This is a genomic window from Methylophaga sp. UBA4204 (assembly GCF_002379485.1).
GTDB lineage: Bacteria > Pseudomonadota > Gammaproteobacteria > Nitrosococcales > Methylophagaceae > Methylophaga.
Genome location: NZ_DFTU01000042.1, coordinates 14,019 through 21,053, shown reverse-complemented (window position 1 = coordinate 21,053; position 7,035 = coordinate 14,019). Strand labels below are relative to the sequence as shown.

Sequence of the window (7,035 nt, the reverse complement as noted above, 5' to 3'; positions counted from 1 at the left end):
GGATTATGCTGATAAGTTGCCAGGTGCAGCGGAGCATCCAGTGAGGCGCCTTCCCCGCATTGGCCGTCAATATCACAGGGCACCAGCATTTCCGGTGTCAAGGTATCGGCACAACAGCCTGTAGGCGTCACCCAAATCTGATTATGCCAGCGAAAAGAAGCATTGCCACTATGTGAATCGTTGCAACCGTATTGACGCAGCCAACGGTAATGTTGAACCAGTTGGGTTTTGAGTTCGGCCAATGAAGTTTCAGGCATCTTCGTTATCTTTACGGGTATTTTGCAGATGTCTTAACCATTGCGAAGCCTGATTACGGACTTCGGTGTAAGCCAGTGCACGATTAAGATGTTGCTCTGACTGCTGCATATTGCCCAAATGGTAGTTGACCATACCAGAGAGCATCCAGGCCTGGCCGCGTTTTGCTTCAGGTAATTTTTCCAGACTTTGCTGAAGCGGTCCAGCAGCTTCATCCCACTGTTCCATGCTGATAAATACTCTAGCCAGTTTCAGGTCGGTTTCGCCTGAGGAATCCATTGATTGCATTTGGGCTAACACCTGAGTGGCATTTTCATTTTCTCTGGCAGCTAACCAACTGTCAGCCAGTGATTCAAGATTTTTAAAATTACGCTCTATCACCCCATCATCCATAGATTTCTGCAGTAACTGGGCCGATTTATAAGGGATATTCAGATAGCGATACATATTTGCCAGGCGCAATACGGTGTCGTTGTCACCAAGATTCAGCCGCTTGGCCAGCATCTGTACGGCCAGCGAGGTCAGCCGTTTTTCCTGTTGGGCATAGAGAGCTGCCAATTGGTCCCAATAAGTTTTATTGACTGGAAAACGTTCAATCAGAATCTCCAGTACATTAATGGCTTGGTTGTATTGCTGCATTTCCATATGTGCAGACAATTGCAGTCGGTACCAATTTTCTTTCGGGGAATTATCACGCTGAATAGCAGTACGAATGGCCTCAACGGCATTGGTAAACTGATTTATCTGGTAATAGGCCGTTGCCAGTAACACATAGGCACTGCTGTTCGCCTGAGGTTCTTTGTTCAACCATTGTGTCAGCAGGTCGATGCCTTTCTGATACGCACCATCGCTGATTAATAACTGGGCAAGGTTATAGCGCAGATTGTGGGTGACATCCTCCGGCAGTGCATTCAGTGCGAGGGCATCTTCAAACTGTTCTGCTGCCAGTTTGTACTCTTCGGTTTCAGAGTATAAATACCCCAGAGTTTGCAAAACGACTGCTCTTTCGTAACTTCCTGCATCGGTTTCACCGACCAGCTTTTTCAAATCCGCTTCTGCCTGACGATATTGCTGCTGTTCCATTTTTTCCTGAGCAGCATTAAGCGATTTGTAGGTAGCTTCACTGAGCAGGTATTCATCTTCAGCCATTGAGGTTAATGGCAATGCAAGACAGGCAACCAGCGTCATCAAAGCGAATTTTTGCGTAAGTTTCTTCATGTTTACCTGGCCAACTTAAATTCGATTTCCTGGGTTGCTCGGCGTTCAACCGGCTCACCATCGACAACTTTAGGCTTGAATTTCCATTTGAGAATAGCCGTCTTCGCTGCATTATCAAATACATTCTCAGGACTGGCAGAAACCACTTCAGGATCTTTTACCCGGCCATCACGGGTGATGGTGAATACTACTGTCACCACGCCTTCAATACCCCGCCGCTGCGCGACACGTGGATAGTTCGGCGGAATTCGAACCAGTGGCACGACCTCATCATCCATCTGCGGTCCCTGCACCGGCGTAGGAGACGGCGCGGGTGCCGGTTCAGCACTGAAATCCCCCAGATAAGGCTGACCGGCAATATTCAATGGGACATCAATTTTTGGCATATCCATCTGCGGTTGCTGCACATCCGGCTGCGTCATTTTAGGAGCAGTAGTCGGCGTTGGTGGTGGCGGCTCTTCCGGCGGTGGTGGTTTTTTGGGGATTTCACGCTTGATTGTTTCAGGTTGGGTTTCTTCCTGTTTCAAACGCACAAAGTCCAGCACCAGTATTTCATTATCATCCCGATAAAGACTGCTATCTGATGTGGTCATTTCTTTCATCAAGGTGAACAAGCCATAATTGACCAAAATCGCCAGCAATAACCCAATAAAGATACGCATAGAAGGTGATTCTCCGCGACTAGTCTCGTTCAGCAGCAATTGAGACATTCGCAACTCCCGCCAAACGTGCCTGATCCATGACTTCAATCAATAAGCCGGTTTTGGCTTCTTCATCAGCCAGAATAATGACTGAACCTTCCGGGTTTTCCGCGTACATACGCTCTACATTGGCACGCACTGCACGACGATCTATCTGTCGTTGATCCATCCAGATTTCATCATTTTCACGTATCGATATCAGGATATTAGCGCGTTCTTTCTCCACTGCTGTTTTTGCCGATGGGCGGTTTACATCCACCCCGGTTTCTTTCACAAAAGAAGTGGTCACAATAAAAAAGATCAACAGGATAAACACCATATCAATTAATGGTGTCATGTTGATTTCAGCTATACCGCCACTTTGACGGCGGGAATGTCGTTTTCGCATAAACTTTCCTAATCTCTGCGTAGGGCGTCAGCCACGTTATTTACTTCTCTGGCAACACGCTGTTCCAGCTGAGTAATGAAATAGAGCCCTGATAAAGCGGTCAGCAAACCACCCATCGTTGTTATTAATGCCACTGAAATACCACCGGCCATACCACGTGTGTTGCCGGTTCCAAATACAGTCATGACATCAAAGGTCTGAATCATGCCATTTACCGTGCCCAGCAATCCCAGCATCGGTAACGCCACTGTCAGGGTACGAATCAGAATCAGAAAACGCTCCAGCATCACCTGACTTTCAGCAATCATGCCCTGACGGATTTGCTGGGCATACCAACTGGCCAGATCATCTCGCTGATGCCACTCATCCATCATCTTGCGAACTTCACGCGGATGCAGAAACCAAATAAACACATAGCGCTCGATAATCAACGTCCACATCAGAATAGACGCCAGCAGAATAAGCCAAAGCACGGTGCCGCCGCTTTCCATCAGCAGTTGTATCTGAAATAGATTATCCATCGCGTTGCAAAGTTTTTGTTTCAGCGTTACGAGCAACGATTGCTGCACTTTCTTCATCAAGGATCTGAATCAAACGATTACTTTTGCTCGATAAAGCGCTATGAATTAATAGCATAGGAATCGCAACGGCCAAACCAAGTTCCGTGGTGACCAGAGCCTGTGAAATACCACCAGACATCAGTTTCGGATCACCGGTACCAAACAGCGTAATCGACTGGAAGGTTTCAATCATGCCGGAAACTGTACCCAATAAACCCAGCATCGGCGCGACTGCGGCCAAAATCGCCAAGGTAATCAGGCCACGCTCGATACTTGGCGTTTCTCTGAGGATAGCTTCATCCAGCTTAAGTGAAAGAGTTTCCACATCCTGAGCAATCTTGTCACTGTAAACCGACAGGATCCGTCCCAGTGGGTTTTTCATATTCAATTCCTGGGTCTTCTGTTGTTTACTGACCCCCCGTTCCATACGCATCAACGTTACGAAACGAATCAGTGCAATCAACAACCCAATTGCTCCCAGGATCAGAATGATGTAACCAATCCAGCCGCCTTGTTTAATGCGTTCTTGCAAATTAGGTGTTTGCACCAGCAAGGCCATGATCGCACCCCGCGTCGGGTCTACTACAGCAGTTTTTAAAGCTCCGGCTTCACTGGTTTCAAACTCTTCCATAAGATCGCGAAGGCGCTCAACTGGTTGTCTGGCTAATTCCACCAGATTACGATTTTCTGGCATATAACGCAGAAACTTGCCGTCACTGAAGGCAGTAAACACACCTACCCGAGTCACATTACGATCAGCAACTTCACCATTTGCCGTGATCACCTGAGCGGGAAACTGTACTACTTTGCCCGAATGCGTCATTTCATGTTGCAACACTAACCACAGCTCACGTAACTCATCGATACTAGGCTGTTGTTTACGTTCACTTAATTCCGTCAAAAAAGCGATTCGTTCTGGATATTGCACACTGGTCATTGAAGATTCAATCACTGCACGACTGTCATTGGCCATTTGGCGAACCGTACCAAACAACTCACCCAGTGAGCCGGAACGTTCTTGTAATAAGGACTCCTGTTCCGCTAATTTGAATTCGTTTTCTTCAAACTGTTCATTCAATGTTTCGGTACGACGTTCTTCGGCAGCTAAGTCTGCTTTGGCTTGTTGCAACAACTCGGCCTGACGATCACGTGCTTCAAGAAATTCTGTTTCACGAATGCGATTCTGTTCCTGTTCTATTACACGTTCACGCTTGACCTGTTCAAGCAACTGATCGAGATTGGCTGGTTTATCAGCGGCCATGACAGTAAGAGGCAAGGCCATTAAGGAAATAATAAAAATAGACATGCTTCTCATTGGTTTGCCTCTGGCGTTTTGACCGGCAGGGTTAATAAATCAGGTGGCAATTGTTTACGTGCCACTTTCAGACCCTGAATAACAGATTGAACAGAATCACGTGGAAGCTGCTGCCAGCTTTGAGTTTCCTGATCCCACATACCGGCTTCCATTTGATCCAATGTCAGGTAATACAAGCCGACACGGCCAACTCTGAGAAAATCCACGGTACGATTTCGATCTTCGGTATCCAGTTCACCTTGATAGGCTTCAAGGGTACGACCATATTCTGTCTCCACCTGATAGGCTTCCAGAATACGGCGGTATTTTTCTGACAGATTCACATCCGCGCGATCCATCATCTCTTTCAACTGTGCTACGCGGCTGTTACGTTCTTCAGGTAAAAATGGCGTATCCAATTCCACGAATTGTTCAAGCACTTCGACCATTTTAATCATCAACGGCGTGATATCACGTTGGGTGGTATCAATATTCGCTAACTGCTCTTCGATTAATACCAGTTCGTCCTGTTGAGAAGAAACCAGCTGTTCAAGTTGGCTGTTATAAGCCGCCAGACTTTCTTTCTGATTGAGCACACTGCGATATTCCGCCAGCAGTTCACGGGTTTCATCATCAAGACTATCAATTTGCTGCTGAGTACGCTGGGCGGCAATATCAGTCTGAACCTGTTGGTCAACAGCTTGATCCAATGCGCCAGCATAGGTGAATGAAGGCACCAACCAGATGCCCAGCAGGCAGCATAGTCGGCAGAAATTAAATTGCATAAAATTTTCCTTGTGTTACCGGATGTCGGCGGTGGAAATGAAAGCGACATCTTATCAAGAGAATACGCACAGTGGGAAGCCTAAATGCGATCTCTTATCATTTAGACGAATAAGTTGGAAAAAAGTGCAAATGACAGGCAAAAAAAAGCCAGACCCAAGGGTCTGGCTAAAACCTTCATAGAAGGAGAGAGAAATATAAGACTATAGAAGCTGAACATTCCTATGGACTTGTTACAAATAGTACTGAACGCAAGACCATTCGCCATGAGCGACTTCTCCTATTAAAACGGGAATATGTTCCTTTTCAAAAACATACAAGCAAAAGCAGGGCTTTACGACGATAAACCATGGCTTATTGCAAAGCGCATTAACTCAGCTGTTTTGTTGATATCCAGCTTACCTTTAATCTGTGTCAGGTTATTTGCGACAGTTTTATAACTAATACCTAACACGTCGGAAATTTCATTCATACTTTTACCTTCACCCAGTAAACGTAATATCTCCAGTTCACGACGGGAAAGATCACTTAAGGCACTGGTACCGGCATCAATATTCAACATCGCCAGCTGCTGCGCCATATCAGGGCTCAGATAAATTTTACCTTCCAGCACTTTACTGACCGCTTCGACCAGATGATCAGCGGCATTGTTCTTGGTGATGTAACCGCGTGCTCCAGCCTGCATGGCACGGGAAGCAAAAACCGGATCTTCATGCATGCTGAACATTAACACCTTGGCCGTGTCGCGATTCGCCCGGATGCGGCGTAATACTTCCAAGCCACCGACACCAGGAAGTGTGATATCCAGTAATACCATATCGGGATACAACTCCTGAAACAGTCGGTAGCCTTCTTCTCCAGTTTCAGCTTCTACAACTTTGGCCGATGGAATTTGCTGAATCAATTGCCGACAGCCCGCTCTGACAATCGGATGATCGTCTACCACTAGGATTGTGATGTTCTGTTTCATTTTTTATTTTCACTCTTCAAAGGGATCATTACCCGTACCTGCAAACCCTGGCCTTCGGCAGTATCAAACGCAATCTTACCACCTAATGCCGAGACCCTTTCACGCATTCCGATTAAACCAAAACCTTTGACTGCAGAAGTATCCAAACCCTTACCATCATCGGTAACCGTTACTTTTATATGTTGTTTCTCACGCTTCACTTCAACCCGCACATGGCTGGCTTCAGCATGGCGGACACAGTTGGTGGTACATTCCTGCACCACTCGATAAACCGTCACTTGCAGAGTGTCTGGGAGTCCCGTGAAATCTCCAATAAAATCCCATTCCCAATCAATTTCTGGCTGACGATCCCGCCAGTTGTGCAACATATCACGTAAGGCTTCTGCCAGCCCCAGATCATCAAGCGTCATGGGCCGCAAGCGGCTGAGCATTTTACGAACCAAAGACTGAATATGGCTGGTAATTAATTTGACCGAGCTGACTTTTTCTTCGACGTCCGGCAATTTGTTTTCAATGGCAATGCGTTCAATTTCTGCAAGATCCACTCGAATACCAAACAGACATGGGGCCAACTCATCGTGCAGTTCACGCGCCAGATCACGCCGTTCAGATTCCTGCAAGGTCAGCATATTGCCCGCCAAAGCATGGTTTTCAGCCATTGTGGTATCCAACACATCAGCCATATGGTTGAAACGAATCTGAATCGGCTTTAACTCCTTGGCGCCTCCTGTATCAACGCGCGCATGAAAATCACCTTTCTCAAGCCTGCCCAATGCATCGGCTAATTGCTGCAATGGCCTTAAACCGTGTAATAACGCCATATAAATAAGAGTGGATATTACCGTCAGAAAAAACAGTCCCAGCAG

The 7,035-nt window shown here is 46.6% G+C and carries 9 protein-coding genes; all 9 read right to left on the bottom strand.

Going from position 1 to position 7,035, the window contains the following annotated elements:
• Nucleotides 1-257: class II aldolase/adducin family protein (locus B3182_RS05970; protein ID WP_292751954.1), on the bottom strand; the 257-nt coding region annotated here is incomplete at its 3' end.
• Entirely contained in the window at nt 250-1,473 is a 1,224-nt protein-coding gene (locus B3182_RS05965) for a tetratricopeptide repeat protein (protein WP_292353468.1), read from the bottom strand. The genes B3182_RS05965 and B3182_RS05970, both read right to left, overlap by 8 nt.
• A 2-nt stretch (nt 1,474-1,475) precedes the next feature.
• Nucleotides 1,476-2,183 carry an energy transducer TonB gene (locus B3182_RS05960; protein ID WP_292353467.1) on the bottom strand — a complete coding sequence of 236 codons (708 nt, stop codon included), beginning with the start codon at nt 2,181-2,183 and terminating at the stop codon, nt 1,476-1,478.
• Nucleotides 2,155-2,562 carry an ExbD/TolR family protein gene (locus B3182_RS05955; RefSeq protein WP_226074860.1) on the bottom strand — a complete coding sequence of 136 codons (408 nt, stop codon included), beginning with the start codon at nt 2,560-2,562 and terminating at the stop codon, nt 2,155-2,157. The genes B3182_RS05960 and B3182_RS05955 overlap by 29 nt, the downstream gene beginning before the upstream one ends.
• 8 nt (nt 2,563-2,570) lie before the next feature.
• Nucleotides 2,571-3,083 (bottom strand): MotA/TolQ/ExbB proton channel family protein, encoded by a 513-nt coding sequence (locus B3182_RS05950; RefSeq protein ID WP_292353466.1) that lies wholly within the window; start codon nt 3,081-3,083, stop codon nt 2,571-2,573.
• The gene (locus B3182_RS05945) at nt 3,076-4,428 is read right to left on the bottom strand and encodes a MotA/TolQ/ExbB proton channel family protein (RefSeq protein WP_292353465.1); all 1,353 of its coding nucleotides are present in this window, start codon (nt 4,426-4,428) and stop codon (nt 3,076-3,078) included. Before B3182_RS05945 ends, B3182_RS05950 begins: the two co-directional genes overlap by 8 nt.
• Nucleotides 4,429-4,433: 5 nt before the next feature.
• Entirely contained in the window at nt 4,434-5,201 is a 768-nt protein-coding gene (locus B3182_RS05940) for a DUF3450 domain-containing protein (RefSeq protein ID WP_292353464.1), read from the bottom strand.
• Nucleotides 5,202-5,533: 332 nt separating this feature from the next.
• Nucleotides 5,534-6,169: a response regulator gene (locus tag B3182_RS05935; protein ID WP_292353463.1), complete on the bottom strand. Its 636-nt coding sequence runs from the start codon at nt 6,167-6,169 to the stop codon at nt 5,534-5,536.
• Nucleotides 6,166-7,035 (bottom strand): ATP-binding protein (locus B3182_RS05930; protein ID WP_292751951.1); only part of this gene is annotated, 870 nt, incomplete at its 5' end. The genes B3182_RS05930 and B3182_RS05935, both read right to left, overlap by 4 nt.